Below are 17,967 nucleotides of genomic sequence, written 5' to 3' on the forward strand. Positions count from 1 at the left end.
ACCAACAATCATGTTAACGGATGATTCCTTATCATCTCTATAGATGTAGTATTCCTGTTTCCACAAACGCCGTCTCTATTGAAACCCACTTAATCCTCCACTTCTGCTCCACCGAGCTAACCCCAAAGCAGCACTTCACCAAAGACGCAGCGCTGGACGAAACCATCCGCACCCGCTTCGGCGCTACGCGGGAGACCGCAGCCCAATGTGAGCTGTTTGCCTGGCGCGCAACGCCAGAGGGGCGACTGGCGGAGATATTGGTGCAAGACCAGTTCTTGCGCGATGTGTACTGCGACACGCCGAACGCCTTTGCGCAGGGCACGCTGGCCCTAGCGCTAACGCAAGAGTTGGCGGCCAGCGAGAAAAACCGCAGCGCTACGGCGAAAGAGCTGACTTTTCTGAATGAGCCAGGGTCTTTGTTCTAGCCACACGCCTTGATTTCGCTACGCTTTTAGTAGCTGCTTGCGCAGCATTTATCTAGGGCAGAGGCCGATTTAACGGAAAACCGTTACGCTCCATTAAACTCCCGCCATGCACCCCGCTATCGCCCAACACCGTGCCGGCATCACCGCCATTTGCCAGCGCTACCGCATCCAGCGGCTGGAGGTGTTTGGCTCGGCCGCACGGGCAGATGACTTTGACCCGGCCAGCAGCGACGCAGACTTTTTGGTGGAATTTGCGCCCGGCGTGCAGCCCGGGCTGGACTCCCTATTTGGTGCCAAAGCGGCGCTGGAAACCTTGCTGGGCCGTGGGGTGGACCTGGTGGAGCCCGGCGCTGTGCGCAACCCCTACGTGCTGGCCAGCATCAACCGCAACCGCGAAGCCGTGTATGCAGCGTGACCCGCGAGCCTATCTGTGGGACGTGCGCGAATCTGCCTTGGCGATTCAGTCGTTTACCGCAGACATGGACGCAACAGCGTACGCGGGCAACGCGATGGCGCAGGCGGCGGTAGAGCGCAAGTTTGAAGTCATCGGCGAAGCCCTCAACCAGTTGGCCAAGCTGGACGCAGCCATGGCCGCACGCATCCCGGACCTGCCGCAGATCGTGGCGTTTCGCAACCAGCTGATCCACGGCTACGCCACGGTGAACGTGGGCACGGTGTGGAACATTGCCCAGAATGCCCTGCCCACACTGCTCGACGCAGTGCAGGCCCTGCTGGACGAACTTGCATAGCTTTTGCTGCATTTTTCATAGCTGCTTGCGCAGAGGCTATCTGCGCCGATTGCATATTTCCCCTGTAGTACGGCTGCACAAAAGTACAGGAGCAAACGGGTAGCCCACACCGTTGATCGCACCACACAGATACAAATATGCTTCTCATTATTGACAAAAACTAGATTTTGCAAATAATGAGAAACACAATGCCTTCAAAACCACCTCTTACTACCGACACCTGCGCAGCCCAGCTACAAGCCCTGGGCGCGCAGATCCGCAGCCAGCGCAAGGCTTTACGCCTGAGCGCCACGGTGACGGCCGAGGCGGCGGGGCTGTCGCGGGTGACGCTGCACCGGATTGAAAAGGGCGAGCCGTCGGTCACCATGGGGGCGTGGTGCAATGCCATGGCGGCGCTGGGTATGGCGCTGCAGGTGCGCAGCGGAGCCGATGCCGATACGGCAGCGCAAGCGACTGACCGCACCGGCTGGATTCCGGCGCGGGTGGCGCTGGCCGACTACTCGCAACTGCGCGCACTGGCCTGGCAGGTGCACGGCACCGACACGCTCACGCCCACAGAGGCGCTGGACATTTACGAACGCAACGCACGCCACCTGGACCTTCAGGCCATGTCCGCCGATGAACAGGCACTGCTGCAGGCGTTACGGCTGGCCTTGTCGCGCAGCACTAGCGCGGGCGATGCAGTTTGAACGCCCTCACCACCAGCGCATTGCCCATGTGCTGGGTAGGCTGGACGCCGCCACGCTGCGCCAGTACGGCTGCCTGTTTGGCGGTGGCACCTGTATTGCGCTGCGCTACGGCGAATACCGTGAATCGGTGGACATCGACTTTCTGGTCTCCGACGCTGCGGGCTACCGCGAGCTGCGGCATGTGCTGACCGGCCCCGAAGGCTTGGCGGCCATCAGCCATGCGCATGCAGTGCCCCTAGTGGCGCTGCGCGAGATACGGGCCGACCAGTACGGCATACGCACACAGGTGCAAATGGATGGGCAGGCCATCAAGCTGGAGATCGTGCGCGAGGCGCGCATCACCCTGGAGCCCCCGGTGGCCGACGACACGGTGTGCGGCATCAGCACCTTGACCCGGCTGGACCTGGCCACATCCAAGCTGCTGGCCAACTCAGACCGCCAGGCGGATGACGGCGTGTTCAGCCGCGACGTGATCGACCTGGCCATGATGGGCTTGCCCCTGCCTGCTTTGCGTGCCGCGCTGGCCAAAGCGGCCGAGGCCTATGGCCCGTCCGTGGCGCGCGACCTGGGCAAAGCGATTGACCGGCTGCAGAACCGCACGGGTTGGCTGGAGCGCTGCATGCAAGCCATGGCCATGCAAATGCCCAAGGCCGTGCTGTGGCAAAAGCTACGGGCTCTGCGGCGCATCGTGCCGGGCGCCTGAGGCCCTTGCACCGGCGACTACGGCATCTGAGCCACAACCAGCCAACCCGCCATGCCCCGCCGCAAACACCACCACGTCTACGTGATCGAACTCTCCAAGGACGTGCTGCTGGAGCCTCGTTTTCGCAAGGGCAACCCGGGCTACGTAGAGGGCAAGCCCTGCGTGTATGTGGGCATGACGGGGCTAGACCCGGATGTGCGCTTTGACAAACACAAGGCCGGCATCCAGGCCAACCGCTATGTGCTGCTGTACGGTCTACGCCTGCTGCCCGATCTCTACGAGGCCTTCAACCCCCTGCGCTACGAAGATGCCGTGGACAAGGAGATCGAGATCGGCATCGACCTGCGCTCGGCAGGATTCGGGGTGTGGCAGGCCTGAGCACAGCACCCGGCTTGTAAGATCAGGCGTTTTGTCAGCCTGGATACGGAGATCGCATGAGCAAACCCAACAACAATAAACCCTTCGTGATCGGCGTCGCAGGCGGCAGTGGCAGCGGTAAATCGACGGTGACGCGCCAGGTGCTGTCATCCATCGGGCCGGAGATGACGGCGGTGCTGATCCAGGACGACTACTACTGCGACCAGACGCATATGACGCCCGAAGATCGGCGCAAGACCAATTACGACCACCCCGACGCATTTGACTGGCCGCTGATGGTGCAGCATGTGCAGGCGCTACGCCGCGGCGAAGCTATCGAGATGCCGACCTACGATTTCACGCAGGACAACCGCGCCAGCAAAACCATCACCGTCAAGCCCGCACCGGTGATCGTGATCGAAGGCCTGTTTGCGCTGTTTGACGCCGATTTGCGCAAGATGATGTCGCTGAAGATTTTTGTCGATACCGCCGCCGATGTGCGCTTCATCCGCCGCCTGCAGCGCGACATGGCCGAGCGCGGGCGCAGCGCCGAAAGCGTGATCAACCAGTACCTGGAAACCGTGCGCCCCATGCACAAGCAGTTCATCGAGCCAACCAAGCGCCGCGCCGACGTGATCCTGCCGCACGGCGCCAACGGGCCGGCGGTGGACATCATTACCACCAAGGTGGTAAGCCTGATCCGCGATCTGGAGCGCGGCTAACGCCTATACGGTGCCGTGGCTAGTCCGCTACTTTTTTTGTAGCAGACAGCGAATATTCCACCTGCGCCAGCAACCCATTACCCTACAAACTCAACCGCAGCACATACCACCGCCACCTGCGCGGCGATGCATTGCTCTGGCGTAGCCTGCGGACTATCGGGGTACACCTCGGTCGTCGTGGTGTAGCGCGCGCCCGAGATGCCGGCGCACAGGCTCAGCTCTTTCATTGCGTAGTGGATCACGCCATGGGCGACCAGCGGTGAGCCGATGATGCCGCCGTGCGCATCGGCCGGCGCGATGTGTGTGACGCGCTCTACTGCTTCGATGATGGCCTGCTGGAACGCGGGTTGGGGATTCGCCGTGTCGTCCACCAGGTAGAAGCCGTCGGGGATGCCGTGGGGCTCGAAGGGCTTGCCATCGCGCGCAGCCACCGCTGGCAGGTATTCAGAGCCGTCGGTGTCGGTCGTTTCGTGCAGGTCGATGTGGGCCGCAAACTGGCCGCGCAAGGGCTCCACCAGGCGCATCAGGGCGGCGGATTCCTGCGCCGGGCTGTCCGTACGGAACGAGCGGTTCGGGTCGATGGCGTCGAAGTTCCAGCGCTGGATGCGTTCGTAGGCCCAGGGGCTGACACAGGGCACAACCAGCAGGTTGACACGGCCGGCATAGCTTTCGGCATGCGCGTCCACAAAACGCAGCGCACCCAAGACACCGCTGGTTTCATAGCCGTGCACGCCGCCGGTGACCAGCACGCTGGGCAAGGCGCTATTCCAGTTGCGGCTGCGGATGGCCTGCAGCGCAAAGCGCTCGTCGCCATAGACGACTTCTGCATAGCTTTCCACGTCGAAGCGCTCGCGCAAGAGGTCTACCGCAGTCAGCACATCGTCCGCATAACTGCGCTGCCGCACCTGGCGCGCGCGCCACTGGGCCAGCTCTGCCGCGCCCCAGGCTTGGCCGGGGGTACCGATGGGGTAGAAATGGGGGTTGCTCATGGGTGTTGGCTAAAAAAATGTTTGGGCATTATCAGGTTCGCCGTGCCCGGCAACACGCAGCCCTTGCAATCCTGACCCCGCGCCACTATCTAGATGCGATGAGCGAATCCCTGCACATCGTCTGCCCCCATTGCCACACCACCAACCGCGTACGCGCCGACCAGCTTGGCAGCGCGCCGGATTGCGGAAGCTGTAAAAAGCCCTTGTTCACCGGCAAGCCGGTCGACCTGGACGTCGCCGCGTTCGACAAGCACCTGCAGCGCAACCAGATCCCGCTGCTGGTGGACTTCTGGGCGCCGTGGTGCGGCCCATGTCGGCAGATGGCGCCGGCCTATGTGCAGGCCGCGGGCCAGCTGGAGCCGCGCGTCCGCGTCGCCAAGGTGGACACCGAGTCGCACCAGGCCTTGGGAGCGCGCTACCAGATTCGCAGCATTCCGACCCTGGCGTTGTTCGTGGGCGGCCGTGAAGTGGCCCGCCAGGCCGGTGCCATGGGTGCGACCGACATCGTGCGCTGGGTACAGCAGCACAGCCCGCGCTAAAACGCTTACCTTAGTTTGCAGTAACCCGACAGCAGTACAAGTATTCGCCGGCTGCTACCTTTCGCCACCTGTTATTTTCTTTCCCATTCACCATCCACTCACGTTCAACACCATGCTATTCAATCCCCTGCAACTCGGCTCCATCACCCTCCCTAACCGTATCCTGCTGGCGCCGCTGACGCGCACCCGTGCCGACGCCGGCCACGTGCCCAACGACCTGATGACCGAGTACTACAGCCAGCGCGCCACTGGCGGCCTGCTGATCACCGAGTGCACCATGGTGGCTCCCGGCACCTCGGCCTTCATCAACGAGCCCGGCATCTACAACGACGCGCAGATCGCCGCCTGGAAGAAGGTCACCGCCGCCGTACACGCCAAGGGCGGCCGCATCTTCATGCAGATCTGGCACGCCGGCCGCGCCGCGCACCCGGACATCAACGACGGTGTGCCCACCGTGTCGTCCAGCGCCACCGCAGTGGAAGGCGACATCCACACACTGACCGGAAAGGTACCGCACGCCGTGCCGCGCGCACTGGCTGCTGAAGAAATTCCGGCCATCGTCGCCGCCTTCGCCCAGGGTGCCAAGAACGCCATCGCTGCCGGTTTTGACGGCGTGGAAGTGCACGGTGCGAATGGCTACCTGATCGACCAGTTCCTGCGCGACACGCCGAACCAGCGCACCGACGGCTACGGCGGCTCGCTGGAGAACCGCGCGCGCTTCCTGTTCGAAGTGCTGACCGCCGTAACCGCCGCCATCGGCGCCGACAAGGTGGGCCTGCGCCTGTCGCCGCTGAACAGCTACAACAGCATGAAAGACAGCGACCCACTGGCGCTGATCAGCTTCCTGGCCGACAAGCTCAACGCCTACAAGCTGGCCTATCTGCACGTGATGCGCGCCGACTTCTTTGGCGCACAAAAAGGCGACGTGCTGAGCATCGCCCGCGAGAAATACCAGGGCGTGCTGGTCGGCAACATGGGCTACACCGCCGAAGAAGCCGAGGAAGCCATCAGCGCCGGCAAGCTCGACGCGGTGGCCTTTGGCACCAGCTTCCTGGCCAACCCCGACCTGCCCGCACGCATCCAGCTCAAGGCCCCGCTGAACACGCCTGACCAGAGCACCTTCTACAGCCCGGGCGCCAAGGGCTATACGGACTACCCGACGCTGTAATCCGCCAACCAGCTGCAGCCACTGCAGCTGATTCCACAAGGGCTGGGGGCCAATTTAGCTTGGACCCCAGCCCTTGTCGCATTCCAGCCTCACCCCCGCTTCGGTTACCCTCACCGCATCGCAAACGAAGGGAAATCTGCCATGAAAAAACTCAACATCACCATCCAGCTCGAAATGTCCGTACCCGACGACTGGGAGCTGAGCAAGACCTCCGAAGGCGGCCAGGTGCTGAAGCTGCCGAATGGCCAGTTCATGGACATCGCCATCGAGCCGCTGTTTGCCAACGACCCGGAAGACACCTGGACCAGCACCGGCGACGACGATGTGCTGAACGACGTGCTGGACATGATCGAAAGCGAAGACGTAACCTACCAGTTCGTCACCCACTAAACAGCTGTTCACGGGCCTGTGCCGGGCAACACGCGGCGCTGTGCGGCATGCAAACGGGCGGTTATCTGACACGCTTTAGCGGACGCCCGGTTTGTAATGGGATTCAGCTGCGCCACTGTGCGCACCCTATTCCACCAAGCTACAGGAGTCCGCCATGACCATTTATGCCTCTATCACCGGCCTCGTCACCTACACCCCCGGCGACGGTGCGCCCATCGAGATCCCCAAAGGCCCGGTAGAAATCGATCTGGCGCCCGACAGCGCCACCCTCAGCTGGACGTCCGAAGGCGTCGCCGGCCTGACCGCCATCCCGCTCACCCAGTACAAAGAGTATGTGCGCGACAAGAAGATCACACTGGTGCCGTAAGCCGGGCTAGCCCGCCGGCGCTATGGTTTACATAGCTGCCTACGCAGGTATTTAGAGCGCCAGGAGCAGATTTCATTACTGAATTGCAGACTTAGCTCTTGCCCACAGATGCCGGCTTGCGTCGCACGTGCAGATGTACTTGCTGTCGAATCCAAAAACTACGCCGCCACCACCAACCCATAGCGCGCCCGCAGCCCGTCGGCCACCCGCACAAACGGGGACGACACTGCCGCCTGGTCCAGCGGGTGTAGTCGGCTGTAGATGCCGTCGCGGGCATTGCCCGGGTCGCCGGCCACATACAGCTGGGTGGTCAGCAGCTCGCGCGGGCCGAGCTTGATCTTGGCGTGGATGTGCGGCGTACGGCCGGTGTAGGGCGCGGGCTGGATGGTGCGGAAGCGAAAGGCTCCCTGCGCATCCAGCCGCACGCGGCCAAAGCCCTGGAACGCTGGGTTCACCCGGCCGCCGTCACCGGGGTGGTCGTAGTGGCCGGTTTCGTCGCACTGCCAGATTTCGATGCTCGCGCCTTTGAGCGGCCGGCCGTCCAGGTCGGTGACCACGCCTTCAACCCAGGCAGGGTGGCCGGCCGCATAGGCCAGGCTGCCGTTCTTTAACAGATCGAAATCGGCGTCCTTGGGCTCGCGCACCGGGTAGTAAGGGCCTTCGGTCTGGGCCGGGGTGGCGCGCAGCCGGGTCTGGGCGCTGGCCAGCGGCCACGCTGTACCAAGGGCGGCGGCACTGGCCCATCCGAGTGCATGGCGGCGGCTGAGGACTTGTGCGATGGGCATGGTGGAACTCCAGGTGTGCTGTCATGTACGAGACAGCCGATGGCGCGAAGTTCCGGTGGCCGTGGCAAACAGAAATGCTCTATTTTCAATAGCATCTTGCGCTTATTGGATATGCGCCACAAGCCGATTCGACACCTAAACCATCCGGTACTTGGAATGGTCCGTGCTTGCAGCGAATGCAAAGCCCTGGTGCTCGCACAAGCAACTGTTACAGTTTGTGTCAGGCTCCCCGCATCCCTGCCACTGCACCGTTCAAAGGAAACAATGACGTCTTATCGCTATGGAATTGCCGATTTTCGATCGATTGCCGCAGGTGCTGCGGTGCTTGCCAGCGGCGGGGGCGGCAGCTACCGCGACGCGCTGACGATATTGCAGCAGCTGGCCGACAGCGGCTGGAGCGAGAGCGTTACCGTCCAGCCCTATGACGGCACGAGCAATGCCTGCGTGCTGGCCATGATGGGTTCGCCCGACGCCGGCGACCAGCTGACGCTGACCGACATCCAGAACTCGGTTCTCAATACGCTGCAGCTGCTGCAGGCCAATACCGGCTGCACCGTGGGCTGCGTGATCCCGGTGGAGATCGGTGCCATCAACTCGCTGGTGCCGCTGATCGCCGCAGCCATGACGCCCGGCAGCATGTGGGTGGTGGACGGCGATGGCGCCGGCCGCGCCGTGCCTGAGCTGCCGCAAACCACGTTCAGCGGCAGCAACACTTTGCCCGTCAGCCCCTGCGCCCTGGCCACCGACGTGGCCGACCCCAGTGCGGTCGAATCGGCCCTGCTCACGGCCAGCAATGCGGCCAAGATGGAATCGCTGGCGGGCGGCGTGGTCGGCGGCTTTGGCGGGTTTTCCGGCATCGCGCTGTGGCCGTCCAACCCCAGCAATGGCTATGGACTCACGGGGAGCTACATCCCCGGCACGCTGGGCCAGGCCTGGGCTCTGGGCCAGTTTCTGCTGACGGCGACCAGCCCGCCGACGGCAGCCGATGTGGCGGCCCAGATCAGCCTGATCACCGGGCGCGCAGCCTCGGTGACCGTGCGCAATTTCTACATCACGGCGATTTCCCAGTCCACCACCACAGCATCGCTCGACGCCGGCGTGATTCGTCTAGACAATACGCCCGATCCGGCCACCAGCACGCAAACGCACACCATCTACAACATGAACGAGAACCTCATCATGTATTCGAGCCAGAGCGCAGTGCCCGACACCATTGCGCCGGACTCGATTTGCTACTACTCGGAAAGCACCGGCCTGGGGTTCTCTAACGCCAGCGACGATCTGGCGGTGTACTTCGACAGTGCCACCGGCAAGAGCACCGGCCAGACCGTCAGCATCATCCAGGTCGCCACAGTGCCGCAGCTGTACAACGCGCCTGGCGTGCTGGCCTCGTTTGCCAGCCTGCTGCGCGACATAGGCTACGCAGGCGTGATGCCCACCAACTGATACAGGCCATGGGCGAAACCGATCTCAACAAGGAGCGCCTGGAACTGGCGCTGGAAGCCGCAGGTCTGGACCTGTGGGAAAACAACCTGCTGACCGGTGAAGTCACCCGCAAGGCCTTGAAGACCTTTTCGGAGCTGGGCTACAGCGACGAAGAGGTGCTGCAGCACATCGACCGCCTGTTCGAGTTTGTCCACCCCGACGATCTGGCCATGATCCAGGCGGCCGTGGGTGAACACATGGCGGGCCGCACCCCCGAGTACCGCTGCGAGTTCCGGCTGCTGGCCAAGGACGGCGGATGGGTCTGGTACGCCAACTACGGCCGCATCATGGACACGCACAGCGCCACGCCTGGCCAGCGCTTCATCGGCGTGACCTTCAACATCGACAACCGCAAGCGCCGCGAAGACGAGATCAACCAGATCAACCGCCAGTTGGCCGAGCAGAACGCCTTGCTGCAAAGCCTGAACAGCGCACTCGAACTGCTGGCCGCCAACGACTCGCTGACCGGCCTGGCAAACCGCCGCACGCTGATGGACCTGGGCGCCAAGGAGTGCAAGCGGGCCGAACGCTTCCGGCACCCGCTGTCGGTGCTGATGGTCGACATCGATTCCTTCAAGAGCGTGAACGACAACTGGGGCCACCTGGTCGGCGACCGGGTGATCTGCGCGGTGGCCGACATCTGCCGCCTGCGCACCCGCAGTGGCGTAGACGCGGTGGCCCGCCTGGGCGGCGAAGAGTTCGTTGTGCTGCTGCCGGAAACCACGGTCGCCCATGCCCAATTGCTGGCCGAAGCCCTGCGTGACGCCGTGGCACAGCAGGAGCTGGTGGTGAACGACGACGGCGAGCGCGTGGCGTTCACCGTCAGCATCGGCGTGGCGCCGCTGGGTGCCGACGGCCAGTCGTTCGAACAACTGCTCAACAACGCCGACAAGGCGCTGTATAAAGCCAAACAGAACGGCAGAAACAACGTGCAGTGCTTTGACCCCGCCAATCCCCGGCTGCGGCTGGCAGCCAACAGCGCCGACGGCGCCAAGGGTTAGCGACCACCCCCTCTTCCGCTGGAGACCGACCATGCAAGCCCAAGACATCCTGCATTTCTGGTTTGAGGAACTCAGCGACAAACAGCACTTCGCCAAAGACCCGGCGCTGGACGCAGCCATGCGCAGCCGTTTCGGCGCCACCCTGGCCGCTGCCGCACGTGGCGAGCTGTTTGCCTGGCGCACCACGCCGCAGGGCCGGCTGGCCGAGATACTGCTGCTCGACCAGTTCACCCGCAACATCTTCCGCGACACGCCGCAGGCCTTTGCCCACGACGCCGTCGCCCTGGTGCTGGCGCAAGAGCTGGTCGCCAGCGGGCAGGACCGCAGCCTGCCGCTGCCGCAGCGCTGCTTTGCCTACATGCCCTACATGCACAGCGAGTCGCTGCCCATCCAGGAGCAGGCGGTGCAATTGTTTGCCCAACCCGGCATGGAAGCCCACCTGGACTCGGCGCAGCGGCACAAGGCCATCATCGAGCGCTTTGATCGCTTCCCGCACCGCAACCAGATCCTGGGCCGCGCGTCCAGCACGCCGGAGATCGCCTTTCTGAGCGAGCCTGGTTCTTCGTTCTAACAGGCAGCGCGGGCCCGCAGGGGCGCTGAACTTTCTGCGCACAGCGGGGTCTGGCAAACCAACCCGCCACTACAGACCCACGCCTATGCCCACCTCCACGCCCTGGCTCCAGCCCGACTCCCCCACCCGTTATGGCAGCATCAGCCGCTGCTTCCACTGGGGCATGGCCCTGGGCTTCGCCTGCATGTTCGCCGCCGCGCTGACCCGCTTTTTTGCCAAGGACTCGGCGCTGTATGAGCTGCTATGGCCGATACACCGGCCGCTGGGCACACTGCTGATGCTGCTGGTCGTGCTGCGCGCGATCTGGTCGCTGCTGCATGCACGCCAGCGGCCGGCGCACACCCACCAGGCCGCGCGGTTAGGCCACCTGGCCCTGTACGCGCTGATGGCGGCCGTGCCCTTCGTCGCGCTGCTGCGCCAATACGGCTCGGGGCGCGAATTTGCGCCCTGGGGCATCCCGCTGATGGCAGCGCGCACCGACGGCAAGATCGAATGGATGACCGAACTCGGCAGCCTGCTGCACGGCCCGCTGGGCTGGGTGCTGCTGGCCTGCGTGGTCGGCCATGTGGCGATGGCGCTGTGGCACCGCCGCCCCGGCCATACCGACGTGCTGCCGCGCATGCTCGGCTAGCCGGAACCCCGGTAAGCACGGGCGGCCGACGCCGCGGTGGTGGCCTGATTGTTGCATTTGCAGCGGCGTGCCCCATGCGCCGCCCGCAGAGCCCGACACAGCTTGCGGCTATGCTGGTCCATCCGCCCCATCCAGAGAGCCAGAAAGCCCCATGCCGCCTGCCCTTTTGAAGAGCTTGTTTGCCGCCACCATTTTCAGCAGCGCGTTCTTGCTGTTTCTGGTGCAGCCGCTGATCGCCAAGCAAATCCTGCCGTGGTTCGGCGGCTCGGCCGCCGTGTGGTCGATCTGCATGGTGTTCTTCCAGGTGGTGCTACTGGCCGGCTATGCGTATTCCGACTGGCTGACCCAGCGGCCCGCGCGCCTGCAAGCAGCCGTGCACTGCACGCTGCTGCTCATCAGCCTGGCCTTCCTGCCCATCGTCACCGCCGCGCACTGGAAGCCTACCGGCGCCGAAGACCCCTCGCTGTGGATTTTGGGCCTGCTGGTCGGCACCATCGGCCTGCCCTACTTTTTGCTGTCCACCACCGGGCCGCTGGTGCAGTCCTGGCTGGCCCGCACCCATTGGGGCGTCGAGGTGTACCGCTACTTCTCCTTGTCGAACCTGGCATCGCTGGCCTCGCTGCTGGCCTACCCGGTACTGATCGAGCCCTACACCGCGCTGCGCGAACAGGCACTCGGCTGGTCTTGGGGCTATGCGGGTTTTGTGCTGCTGTGCATTACGGCCAGCCTGTACGCTGCCGGCCTGCAGCGGCCGGTGCGCAGCAAGGCCACGGCCCAGGCCGGACCGGCCGATGCAGCCCCCAGCTGGTCGACCTACGGCGTCTGGCTGGCCCTGCCGGCCCTGGCGACCTGGCTGCTGCTGGCAGTGACCAACCACATCACGCAGAACGTAGCCGCCGTGCCCTTTTTGTGGGTGCTGCCGCTGTCGGTGTACCTGCTGAGCTTTGTGTTCACCTTTGAAAACGACCGCTGGTACCGGCGCAGCCTGCTGCTGCCGGCCGCCGCGGTGGCTCTGCTGCTGTGCGCCTATGGCCTGCAGCACAGCATAGGCTACGGCCTGGCCACCGGGGTGCCGCTGTATGTCGTCGGCCTGTTCGTGCTGTGCATGTTTCTGCACGGCGAGATGGCCGCCATGCGGCCCGGCCATGCCTACCTGACGCGCTTTTACCTGCTTCTGTCGCTGGGCGGCGCACTGGGTGGCGTGACCGTCGGCCTGGTGGCGCCGCATGTGCTGCCGGCCTACTACGAGATGGGCGTAGGCCTGGTACTGGTGGCCGTGCTGGGCGCGGTGATCTTCCGCAAGCAACGGCTGCGCGCTGGCGTCTGCGTGCTGCTGGTGCTGGCCTGCAGCTATTTCGTTTGGGAGCAGGTGCGCGACGAGCAGGATGGCACGCGGCGCATGGCGCGCAACTTCTACGGCACGCTGAGCAGCCTGGACAGCATCGACAAAGACGATCCACAGCACAGCGTGCGCCAGCTCTACCACGGCTCGGTCAAGCACGGCGAGCAGTACCTGGCCACTGAGCGCCGCCGCGAACCCACGGCCTACTACGGCAAAACCTCGGGCGTGGGCCGGGCCATCCTGTCGGCGCCGGCCACGCCGCGCCGGGTTGGCCTGATAGGCCTGGGTGCAGGCACCTTGGCGACCTACGGCCGCGCCAGCGATGTGTACCGGGTGTATGAAATCAACCCCCAGGTGTTCGAGTTTGCCGACAGCGAATTCAGCTTCTTGAAAGACAGCCCGGCGCAGATCGAGCGGGTACTCGGCGACGCGCGCCTGGCGCTGGAACGCGAGCCGCCGCAGCGCTTCGACGTGCTGGCGGTGGACGCGTTCTCGGGCGACTCCGTGCCCATCCACCTGATCACCGCTGAAGCCATGCAGGCCTATCTGCGCCACATGCAGCCCGACGGCGTCATCGCCTTCCACGTCACCAACCGCTTCCTGAACCTGGCCCCGGTGGTCGAAAAAATCGCCCTGGCCCAAGGCCTGCAGGTCGCCTTTGTGCACGACGAAGCCGCCGACAGCGACCTGCGCCGCACCGACTGGGTCCTGGTCAGCCGCAGCGCCCAGCGCCTGCAAACGCCGCTGGTCCAGACCGCCAGCAGCGCGATCAAGCCAATCCCCGGCCTGCGGCTGTGGACCGATGATTTCAACAACCTGTTCGGGGTGCTGAAGTAATAAAAACGCTATTCTTTGTATAGCTACCAGCGCTTATTTATCCTGCGCAGAAACCACTTTTCACTTCGAATTTTGCGCAGTCCACAGAATCACATTCCATTGCAAGGGATTCCAACTGCGGCTGCGGTCGAACTCCACCTGCCCGTTGGGCATCTTCCAGCGTAGCATCCCGCCCAAGCGCTGCGGTTGACCGAGCTGGGTGTTGAAACGCTGAAGCCATGCGCCATGGACCCACCAGGGTACTTGCACCATGGCTCGCACGAGCTTTCCTTGGTTGAAAAAGGTGGCGAGCATCAGCGCTGCACCTCCATCGGCCTTGTCGATCTGGGCATAGCACACCCGCTCTCCCAGGGTGTCGGCACCCGGCGCTTGTGCCACGCAACGCAGTGGCACGCCGTCAAAGTGCTTGAGCACAGCCGCCTCATCCATGTCCTGCGAAAGCTCTGCCAGGCGGACCGTCACCGCTGGCGATGTCTCGCGGATATAGGTGCCATACACGTCCATACGGTGGCGGTTCAAGAACACCAGCAGAGCCAGCGATACCACCACCGCAATACAAACAACTTGAAGCCACTTGGGCAGGTCTCGGTTCATTCCTATTTATCCTTTCAATCACCTGGCCAATTCAGGCGCCAAGCCCATGATGATGTCGCACGCACCCTGGGTCGCTTTGCGCATATTGCGTGCGCGCTGCGGACTAGCAGCCACGCCACCAAACCGCGTCTCGCCATAGATTTCCAGCGCCTGCCCCATCCAGCGCCGAGCCAGCGGGGCCGTAGCCGCTGCACCCCAGTGCTCCCGCACCGATTGACCGGCCTGCCTTTTGTGGCCGTGCGCATGCAGGCACCAACCCATCGCCTGGGCTGACAAGCGCATGGACTGCGCCGGGAATCGGCGCGCCAACAACCACGAGCCCCCCAGCGCGAGACCCAAACCGATGCGGTATCTGCGCCGCCACAAGAAGTAGGCCGCGAGCAGGAACAGCAACCAGCGCAGCCAATGGATGATGATGGTGTAGGTCTCAAGCGAAGACTGGGACCCAGCGCCTTCGCCCTCGGCACCATCCGATGGTTGGGCTGAGCCGCCGGCCAGGCTGTCCAGCAAGCCCTGCGCGCCATCCAGCAGGCTTTTGATCAGTCCACGCTGCCATTGGGGAATGAAGGGGTCAGTCAAAGTGCTGCGCATGCCGCCCAGCATCGAACCCCATTGCTGCATCCACGAACCTTGCGGGGCGGGGCCATTGCCGCCCAAGCCTGTTGTGCCAGATGCCTGTCCTCCAGACGTTCCCCCCGAGGCCTGGACCGGCTGCGGCCCGCCATCGCCTGCGGCCTGCGGAAACATTCCCGGGGTATCTGTGCCGGGCGGAAGAAAGCCAAAGCCCAAGGTTGCGGGTCGGGGCATAAACAAGAACAGCAGCGCCGTCACCGCAAACGAAACGCCGATGAAACCCAGCGTCATGGACAAGCGGGTCCACCGCGGCAAGCGCGTGCCCGCAGCATGCTGCCAGGCCAGCGCCAAGCCGCCGAACACCCATGCAGGCCCCAGGTAGAACCACAAGCTCCAGTCGGCCCTGGAATGGGTGGCAACCATGAAGCTGACGCTGAAGATCACGGTCAATGTCAGGTAAAAATCGCGCTGCGTGGCCAGCATGGCTGCGCGGGCGCCCATGGTGACCATCAGAACCAGGCAGATCCACCGGGCAAAGGCGTACAGCGCAAACCCGGGAAACAAGGCCAGCACAAAGCCCGTGGTGCCCAGCACGATCCACAGGGTTTGGCCGTTAGAGCCGGGCTTGTTGACATGCAAAGCACCGGCACCAAAACCCAGTAGCGCCCACACCAACCACAGCAGACTTTCAACCCCAAAAGACCTGAATTGCCGGTCGAGATAAGAGAACCCCAGGCCTACGAATAGATAGCTCAGCCCGGTCAGCACAACGACCGCACGGCTCTCCAGACGTGGCGATATGTCAGCCGGCGCGGCTGCTGCGGACGCAGTCTTCATGGCGCCTCCAGGAAAGTTGCAAACCCGGCCTGCGCCACCGCACGCTGCAGCGCATCGGCCTGGGCGGCATCCTGCGACGTTCGGTTACGCCCCAGGGCGATACAGACAACCACACCGCAAGCCTGCCCCACCAGCGGAGACAAGGCGGATAGCAACGCATCCTGCGCCATCGACCCGGCCACCACGACGGCAATCTGCTCGCCGGGCGCCGCATCGCCAGCCACCCGCGCCACGATAGGCTGCAAACCGCCGTCGGTCGGCAAAGCCTCTGCCAATGCCCGGTACACCAAAGACCGGTCTTGCACCGCTGCTGCGTAGGGATGCAGGTAGAGAAACAATTGCGCAGCGTTGGCCAGCGCGGCGTCGCACACGCCTGCCGCCAGGCGCACCGCCTGCTCACCGGCGCTATCCGGTGCCCCCAGCGCCGGCGCACGCGGGACATCGACAACAACCCGCAGCCGCACCGACCCGCTGTGCTGAAAGTGCTGGATGACCAGCTCGCCCACGCGTGCAGACGCTCGCCAGCTGACCCGGCCAACCGACTCACCCTGTTGGTAAGGCCGCAGCATGCCCAGTTCAAACGACTGCCCCATCTTGCGGGTGGTCAGCTCACCCAGCGGGTCTTCCGTCACATCCCAGGGCAGCGGCCAGTGCACCGGCTGGGCCTGCGGCAGTACATGCAGCGCAATCGCGGGCCGCGCCATGCTGTGCTGGGCGCGTACCAGGCCCAAAGGGAATCCGCTGGACAAACGCACCGCTACCAGTTCGTAGCTGCCCCGGCAGGGAAACAACACCCGCCGGCCCAGCTCGGGCATCTGGCCAGCGCGCACCACGGGCAAAGTCTGGCGCAGCAGGATGCGTTGGGAGGCCCACTCCCACTCTGTCTCTACATCCACCATGAAGGCCGGCCAAGGCACGCTGCGTTCTATCCACAAGCTCAGGTCACACGCGGCACCCTCCACCACTTCGCTGCTGCCCGTGGATTGCAAGCGCACGGTCATGGAGCGCAGCGAGAGCCAGGGCAACACAAAGCCAAGGAAGCTCACCACCGCAAGGAACAGGAACATGCCGTAGACCATCGGATCCTGCCGGTTCAGTGCGGCCATCAGCAGCACCGCACACAGCCCGATCAGCACCCGTGACTTGGACAGCCAGCGTTCCATACGTTGAGGCCCTATTGGAGTTTATTGCAGCTTATTGCGGCGTACGCTGCGTCTGCAGGATGCCTTGCACCAAGGCAGCCGCAGACTGGGACTGCCCACCCTGGGTTTGCACAATGATGCGGTGCGCGAGCACGGGTACGGCCAGCTCCCGCACCACGGCAGGATCGACATAGGCCCGGCCGCGGATGCAGCTCAGTGCCCGCGCCATGCGGGCCAGACCCAGGGTACCGCGTGGGCTGGCGCCAAAACGGATGGCCGGGTGCTTGCGTGTGGCCGTCACGATGGCGGTGATGAAGTTGGCGACCTCGGGAGTGATGGTCACGTCCCGCGCACCAGCCACCAGCCGGGCAAAACCGTCTGCCTCGCACACCGGCTGCAGGCTGCTGATCGGATGCGCGAACTGCTGGGTGGTGATCAGGCTGGCCTCGGTTTCCGCATCGGGATAACCCAGAGACAGGCGGATCAGAAACCGGTCGAGCTGCGCTTCTGGCAGCGGGTAGGTGCCGGCCATGTCGATAGGATTTTGCGTGGCCAGCACGGCAAACGGCGCGGGCAATGGCACGGTTTGCCCATCCAGCGTGATCTGACCTTCTTCCATGCACTCCAGCAGCGCAGACTGGGCGCGCGGATTGGCCCGGTTGATTTCATCGGCCAGCACGATGTTGGCAAACACCGGCCCTGGGCGCAGCAGAAAGCTGCCGTCCTTGGGGTTGTAGACCGGCCCACCCACGATGTCGGACGGCATCAGGTCGGCGGTAAACTGGATGCGCTTGAAGGACAGCCCCACAGACACCGCCAGCGCCCGTGCCAACATGGTTTTGCCCAGGCCGGGCACGTCTTCGATCAACAGATGACCGCCAGCCACCACGGCAGCCAAGGCCAGTTCCACCTGCTGGTGCTTGGCCTGCAGAACTTTCTCTACATTGTTGACAATGGTTTGCGCGAGGCGCGCGCAGTCCTGTGCGGACCACGCTGTTGCTTGTACTTGGCTCAATCGACCTCTCCCTTTGTGAAAAATTGTAACGACCATCGTGCGGTTTTCGTAGCCAG

22 protein-coding genes are annotated in these 17,967 nt (G+C 64.0%); 16 read left to right on the top strand and 6 right to left on the bottom strand.

From position 1 onward, the window contains the following. The first annotated feature begins 20 nt into the window (after positions 1-20). The 7 genes from BLT66_RS07220 (at position 21) to udk (ending at position 3,645) form a co-directional block, all read left to right on the top strand. Positions 21-425 (top strand): DUF924 family protein, encoded by a 405-nt coding sequence (locus BLT66_RS07220; RefSeq protein ID WP_092756905.1) that lies wholly within the window; start codon positions 21-23, stop codon positions 423-425. 106 nt (positions 426-531) lie between these two features. Continuing rightward, positions 532-840, top strand: coding sequence for a nucleotidyltransferase family protein (locus tag BLT66_RS07225; protein ID WP_092756906.1), 309 nt, complete (start codon positions 532-534; stop codon positions 838-840). Continuing rightward, on the top strand, positions 830-1,174 hold the full coding sequence (locus BLT66_RS07230) for a HepT-like ribonuclease domain-containing protein (RefSeq protein ID WP_092756907.1): 345 nt from the start codon (positions 830-832) through the stop codon (positions 1,172-1,174). Before BLT66_RS07225 ends, BLT66_RS07230 begins: the two co-directional genes overlap by 11 nt. A 188-nt stretch (positions 1,175-1,362) precedes the next feature. Next, positions 1,363-1,863, top strand: a complete 501-nt coding sequence (locus BLT66_RS07235; RefSeq protein ID WP_092756908.1) for a helix-turn-helix domain-containing protein — start codon at positions 1,363-1,365, stop codon at positions 1,861-1,863. Next, a complete protein-coding gene (locus BLT66_RS07240) occupies positions 1,853-2,566 on the top strand; it encodes a nucleotidyl transferase AbiEii/AbiGii toxin family protein (protein ID WP_092756909.1) in 714 nt (237 codons plus the stop codon). The genes BLT66_RS07235 and BLT66_RS07240 overlap by 11 nt, the downstream gene beginning before the upstream one ends. 51 nt (positions 2,567-2,617) lie before the next feature. Beyond that, the gene (locus tag BLT66_RS07245) at positions 2,618-2,944 is read left to right on the top strand and encodes a hypothetical protein (RefSeq protein ID WP_092756910.1); all 327 of its coding nucleotides are present in this window, start codon (positions 2,618-2,620) and stop codon (positions 2,942-2,944) included. A 56-nt stretch (positions 2,945-3,000) separates the two neighbouring features. Next, entirely contained in the window at positions 3,001-3,645 is a 645-nt protein-coding gene (gene udk, locus BLT66_RS07250) for a uridine kinase (RefSeq protein WP_092756911.1), read from the top strand. Positions 3,646-3,722: 77 nt separating this feature from the next. Here the strand turns inward: udk and BLT66_RS07255 are convergent, their stop codons facing one another. Further along, complete coding sequence (locus BLT66_RS07255; RefSeq protein ID WP_092756912.1) at positions 3,723-4,634, bottom strand: M14 family metallopeptidase; 912 nt, start codon at positions 4,632-4,634, stop codon at positions 3,723-3,725. 98 nt (positions 4,635-4,732) lie between these two features. On the opposite strand from BLT66_RS07255, the gene trxC reads away from it, so the two are divergent. The 4 genes from trxC (at position 4,733) to BLT66_RS07275 (ending at position 7,098) form a co-directional block, all read left to right on the top strand. Next, a complete protein-coding gene (gene trxC / locus BLT66_RS07260) occupies positions 4,733-5,173 on the top strand; it encodes a thioredoxin TrxC (protein ID WP_092756913.1) in 441 nt (146 codons plus the stop codon). Positions 5,174-5,285: 112 nt separating this feature from the next. Continuing rightward, complete coding sequence (locus BLT66_RS07265) at positions 5,286-6,341, top strand: alkene reductase (RefSeq protein WP_092756914.1); 1,056 nt, start codon at positions 5,286-5,288, stop codon at positions 6,339-6,341. Positions 6,342-6,482: 141 nt separating this feature from the next. Continuing rightward, positions 6,483-6,731 (top strand): hypothetical protein, encoded by a 249-nt coding sequence (locus BLT66_RS07270; protein ID WP_092756915.1) that lies wholly within the window; start codon positions 6,483-6,485, stop codon positions 6,729-6,731. Between the two features lie 154 nt (positions 6,732-6,885). Further along, positions 6,886-7,098, top strand: coding sequence for a hypothetical protein (locus BLT66_RS07275; protein ID WP_092756916.1), 213 nt, complete (start codon positions 6,886-6,888; stop codon positions 7,096-7,098). A gap of 158 nt (positions 7,099-7,256) precedes the next feature. Here the strand turns inward: BLT66_RS07275 and BLT66_RS07280 are convergent, their stop codons facing one another. Beyond that, complete coding sequence (locus tag BLT66_RS07280) at positions 7,257-7,883, bottom strand: dioxygenase family protein (protein WP_092756917.1); 627 nt, start codon at positions 7,881-7,883, stop codon at positions 7,257-7,259. 264 nt (positions 7,884-8,147) lie between these two features. On the opposite strand from BLT66_RS07280, the gene BLT66_RS07285 reads away from it, so the two are divergent. The 5 genes from BLT66_RS07285 to BLT66_RS07305 all read left to right on the top strand — a co-directional run bounded on the left by BLT66_RS07285 (position 8,148) and on the right by BLT66_RS07305 (position 13,750). Further along, complete coding sequence (locus BLT66_RS07285) at positions 8,148-9,329, top strand: S-methyl thiohydantoin desulfurase domain-containing protein (RefSeq protein WP_092756918.1); 1,182 nt, start codon at positions 8,148-8,150, stop codon at positions 9,327-9,329. Between the two features lie 8 nt (positions 9,330-9,337). Then, positions 9,338-10,369 (top strand): sensor domain-containing diguanylate cyclase, encoded by a 1,032-nt coding sequence (locus BLT66_RS07290; RefSeq protein ID WP_092756919.1) that lies wholly within the window; start codon positions 9,338-9,340, stop codon positions 10,367-10,369. Between the two features lie 31 nt (positions 10,370-10,400). Next, the gene (locus BLT66_RS07295) at positions 10,401-10,940 is read left to right on the top strand and encodes a DUF924 family protein (protein ID WP_092756920.1); all 540 of its coding nucleotides are present in this window, start codon (positions 10,401-10,403) and stop codon (positions 10,938-10,940) included. An 85-nt stretch (positions 10,941-11,025) separates the two neighbouring features. Further along, positions 11,026-11,571 carry a cytochrome b gene (locus BLT66_RS07300; RefSeq protein ID WP_092756921.1) on the top strand — a complete coding sequence of 182 codons (546 nt, stop codon included), beginning with the start codon at positions 11,026-11,028 and terminating at the stop codon, positions 11,569-11,571. A 151-nt stretch (positions 11,572-11,722) separates the two neighbouring features. Continuing rightward, positions 11,723-13,750, top strand: a complete 2,028-nt coding sequence (locus tag BLT66_RS07305; protein ID WP_092756922.1) for a spermidine synthase — start codon at positions 11,723-11,725, stop codon at positions 13,748-13,750. 60 nt (positions 13,751-13,810) lie between these two features. On the opposite strand, the gene BLT66_RS07310 is transcribed toward BLT66_RS07305, so the two are convergent. Genes BLT66_RS07310 through BLT66_RS07325 form a run of 4 tightly spaced genes read right to left on the bottom strand, consistent with a single transcriptional unit; the run spans position 13,811 to position 17,911 of the window. After that, complete coding sequence (locus BLT66_RS07310) at positions 13,811-14,344, bottom strand: hypothetical protein (RefSeq protein WP_092756923.1); 534 nt, start codon at positions 14,342-14,344, stop codon at positions 13,811-13,813. A gap of 18 nt (positions 14,345-14,362) precedes the next feature. After that, positions 14,363-15,754 carry a TgpA N-terminal domain-containing protein gene (locus BLT66_RS07315; RefSeq protein WP_143029157.1) on the bottom strand — a complete coding sequence of 464 codons (1,392 nt, stop codon included), beginning with the start codon at positions 15,752-15,754 and terminating at the stop codon, positions 14,363-14,365. After that, the gene (locus BLT66_RS07320) at positions 15,751-16,917 is read right to left on the bottom strand and encodes a DUF58 domain-containing protein (RefSeq protein ID WP_092756925.1); all 1,167 of its coding nucleotides are present in this window, start codon (positions 16,915-16,917) and stop codon (positions 15,751-15,753) included. Before BLT66_RS07320 ends, BLT66_RS07315 begins: the two co-directional genes overlap by 4 nt. 31 nt (positions 16,918-16,948) lie before the next feature. Further along, a complete protein-coding gene (locus BLT66_RS07325; RefSeq protein WP_218922565.1) occupies positions 16,949-17,911 on the bottom strand; it encodes an AAA family ATPase in 963 nt (320 codons plus the stop codon). Between the last annotated feature and the right edge of the window lie 56 nt (positions 17,912-17,967).

Source organism: Rhodoferax sp. OV413 (assembly GCF_900104385.1).
Taxonomy (GTDB): Bacteria; Pseudomonadota; Gammaproteobacteria; order Burkholderiales; family Burkholderiaceae_C; genus Rhodoferax_B.

Bases quoted from the DNA above. Each gene is read 5' to 3' on its own strand.
- BLT66_RS07220 (WP_092756905.1), top strand. From the start codon at position 21: ATGATTCCTTATCATCTCTATAGATGTAGTATTCCTGTTTCCACAAAC.
- BLT66_RS07225 (WP_092756906.1), top strand. From the start codon at position 532: ATGCACCCCGCTATCGCCCAACACCGTGCCGGCATCACCGCCATTTGC.
- BLT66_RS07230 (WP_092756907.1), top strand. From the start codon at position 830: ATGCAGCGTGACCCGCGAGCCTATCTGTGGGACGTGCGCGAATCTGCC.
- BLT66_RS07235 (WP_092756908.1), top strand. From the start codon at position 1,363: ATGCCTTCAAAACCACCTCTTACTACCGACACCTGCGCAGCCCAGCTA.
- BLT66_RS07240 (WP_092756909.1), top strand. From the start codon at position 1,853: ATGCAGTTTGAACGCCCTCACCACCAGCGCATTGCCCATGTGCTGGGT.
- BLT66_RS07245 (WP_092756910.1), top strand. From the start codon at position 2,618: ATGCCCCGCCGCAAACACCACCACGTCTACGTGATCGAACTCTCCAAG.
- udk (WP_092756911.1), top strand. From the start codon at position 3,001: ATGAGCAAACCCAACAACAATAAACCCTTCGTGATCGGCGTCGCAGGC.
- BLT66_RS07255 (WP_092756912.1), bottom strand. From the start codon at position 4,634: ATGAGCAACCCCCATTTCTACCCCATCGGTACCCCCGGCCAAGCCTGG.
- trxC (WP_092756913.1), top strand. From the start codon at position 4,733: ATGAGCGAATCCCTGCACATCGTCTGCCCCCATTGCCACACCACCAAC.
- BLT66_RS07265 (WP_092756914.1), top strand. From the start codon at position 5,286: ATGCTATTCAATCCCCTGCAACTCGGCTCCATCACCCTCCCTAACCGT.
- BLT66_RS07270 (WP_092756915.1), top strand. From the start codon at position 6,483: ATGAAAAAACTCAACATCACCATCCAGCTCGAAATGTCCGTACCCGAC.
- BLT66_RS07275 (WP_092756916.1), top strand. From the start codon at position 6,886: ATGACCATTTATGCCTCTATCACCGGCCTCGTCACCTACACCCCCGGC.
- BLT66_RS07280 (WP_092756917.1), bottom strand. From the start codon at position 7,883: ATGCCCATCGCACAAGTCCTCAGCCGCCGCCATGCACTCGGATGGGCC.
- BLT66_RS07285 (WP_092756918.1), top strand. From the start codon at position 8,148: ATGACGTCTTATCGCTATGGAATTGCCGATTTTCGATCGATTGCCGCA.
- BLT66_RS07290 (WP_092756919.1), top strand. From the start codon at position 9,338: ATGGGCGAAACCGATCTCAACAAGGAGCGCCTGGAACTGGCGCTGGAA.
- BLT66_RS07295 (WP_092756920.1), top strand. From the start codon at position 10,401: ATGCAAGCCCAAGACATCCTGCATTTCTGGTTTGAGGAACTCAGCGAC.
- BLT66_RS07300 (WP_092756921.1), top strand. From the start codon at position 11,026: ATGCCCACCTCCACGCCCTGGCTCCAGCCCGACTCCCCCACCCGTTAT.
- BLT66_RS07305 (WP_092756922.1), top strand. From the start codon at position 11,723: ATGCCGCCTGCCCTTTTGAAGAGCTTGTTTGCCGCCACCATTTTCAGC.
- BLT66_RS07310 (WP_092756923.1), bottom strand. From the start codon at position 14,344: ATGAACCGAGACCTGCCCAAGTGGCTTCAAGTTGTTTGTATTGCGGTG.
- BLT66_RS07315 (WP_143029157.1), bottom strand. From the start codon at position 15,754: ATGAAGACTGCGTCCGCAGCAGCCGCGCCGGCTGACATATCGCCACGT.
- BLT66_RS07320 (WP_092756925.1), bottom strand. From the start codon at position 16,917: ATGGAACGCTGGCTGTCCAAGTCACGGGTGCTGATCGGGCTGTGTGCG.